Origin of the sequence: Acinetobacter sp. YH16052 (genome assembly GCF_013417155.1) — a bacterium.
Lineage (GTDB): Bacteria > Pseudomonadota > Gammaproteobacteria > Pseudomonadales > Moraxellaceae > Acinetobacter.
This window is the reverse complement of sequence record NZ_VPEO01000152.1, coordinates 1-1,434: the sequence shown is the minus strand read 5'-3', so window position 1 is coordinate 1,434 and position 1,434 is coordinate 1. Positions and strand designations below refer to the sequence as shown.

The following is a 1,434-nucleotide window of genomic DNA, read 5'->3' as shown; positions in this document are numbered from 1 at the left end:
CATGATGCTATTGAACTGATGCTGAAATTAGAGCCTGAGTTTGTTCATAATTTATTAGAAGAAAAAGGCAAAACATTGGAAGACTTTAAAATTAACACTTTATAAAGTTATACATTTAACATAATGGTGGTTATACGCAATACACTTGTATATTAGTATAAATATCAATGACTTAAAAATTTAGTCATGGCTAAGAAATCAGCAAAAAGTCGATTTTGAAACAAGTCGGCTTTTTTATGTTCGATTCTGTAAGCTTTTGCCAATAAAAAATGGAAGAACTTTGCAAAATTTACAATTTTGTATTAACATTTTTATATTAACAAAAAGCGATGCAACTATGGAAATTGAGTTTTCATGGGATGAGCATAAAGCAGAAATAAACCTTAAAAAGCATGGTATAGCTTTTGAAGATGCGACATTGGTTTTTTACGATGCTCATGCCTTATATAAACAGGATCGCTTTGAAAATGGTGAATATCGTTGGCAAGCGATAGGTATGGTACATGGGCAAGCTGTTTTATTGGTGGCCCACACAGTACAAGACCATAATGGGATGGATCATATCCGCATTATTTCGGCACGACAGGCAGAGAAAAAAGAGAGGAAACAGTATGAGCAAAACCGTTACGTACAAAGTAGATTTGAATAAACCTCCTGTTTTGTCTGAAGAACAAAAGGCAAGACTTGAAGCTCTGGCTAAACGCGCAGACAGTGAAATAGACTTTTCCGACATTCCTGAACTTGATGAAAGCTTTTGGAAAAATGCTGTCCAAAATCCGTTTTATAAGCCAACTAAACAAGTGACTACAGTACGCATTGATGCAGATGTCATGCAATGGCTAAAAGCACAAGGCAAAGGCTATCAGACACGTATGAATAAGATTTTACGTGATGCAATGCTGAATGATTTAAAAAATCACCCATAAAAACGGAGCTTAAGCTCCGTTTTTTACAAACTATTTTTAAGCTTATAGAATCTAAATTCGGGGTAAATTAAACCTATAATAAAAAGAATGGTAAATGCTATCCATAGAAACAAAGCCATAGCTCTAAGCTGTTCTTCATTCCATGAGCTTGATTCCATATCTAAGAAAAAGATACTCTTCCAGCCTTTAATATAATCAGCTCCACCCCATGAAATAATCCATTTGAACATTAAGCTAACTGCCAAATAAATAAGTACCCACACCCATGTAGACATAAATTACCTTATTATTTTTAATCACTTATTGGATAATTATAACTGATCTTAATAGTCTTATTTAACATAAAATCTCTTATACGAAATTTGCATTGTAAGCCCAAAGTAGAAATGTCCGGTTTCTCCAAAGTAAAAATGTCCGCTTTTAGAATATGCGCTTTTGCGATTATCGAAGCGGACGGTTTGATATGTTGGTGTCTATGTCGGATAAAGAACTTAAACGATTGTCGGTC

At 34.1% G+C, this 1,434-nt stretch carries 3 protein-coding genes; 2 read left to right on the top strand and 1 reads right to left on the bottom strand.

Features of this window, described 5'->3' with window-relative positions; translation table 11 throughout:
* Positions 1-337: 337 nt before the first annotated feature.
* Positions 338-649, top strand: coding sequence for a BrnT family toxin (locus FTV42_RS16875; protein ID WP_096902542.1), 312 nt, complete (start codon positions 338-340; stop codon positions 647-649).
* Entirely contained in the window at positions 612-926 is a 315-nt protein-coding gene (locus tag FTV42_RS16870; protein ID WP_096902543.1) for a BrnA antitoxin family protein, read from the top strand. Before FTV42_RS16875 ends, FTV42_RS16870 begins: the two co-directional genes overlap by 38 nt.
* A 23-nt stretch (positions 927-949) precedes the next feature.
* Here FTV42_RS16870 and FTV42_RS16865 read toward each other — a convergent pair whose 3' ends face one another.
* Complete coding sequence (locus FTV42_RS16865) at positions 950-1,201, bottom strand: hypothetical protein (RefSeq protein WP_004969151.1); 252 nt, start codon at positions 1,199-1,201, stop codon at positions 950-952.
* Between the last annotated feature and the right edge of the window lie 233 nt (positions 1,202-1,434).

Coding starts and splice junctions, on each gene's coding strand:
- FTV42_RS16870 (WP_096902543.1), top strand. CDS start 612: ATGAGCAAAACCGTTACGTACAAAGTAGATTTGAATAAACCTCCTGTT.
- FTV42_RS16875 (WP_096902542.1), top strand. CDS start 338: ATGGAAATTGAGTTTTCATGGGATGAGCATAAAGCAGAAATAAACCTT.
- FTV42_RS16865 (WP_004969151.1), bottom strand. CDS start 1,201: ATGTCTACATGGGTGTGGGTACTTATTTATTTGGCAGTTAGCTTAATG.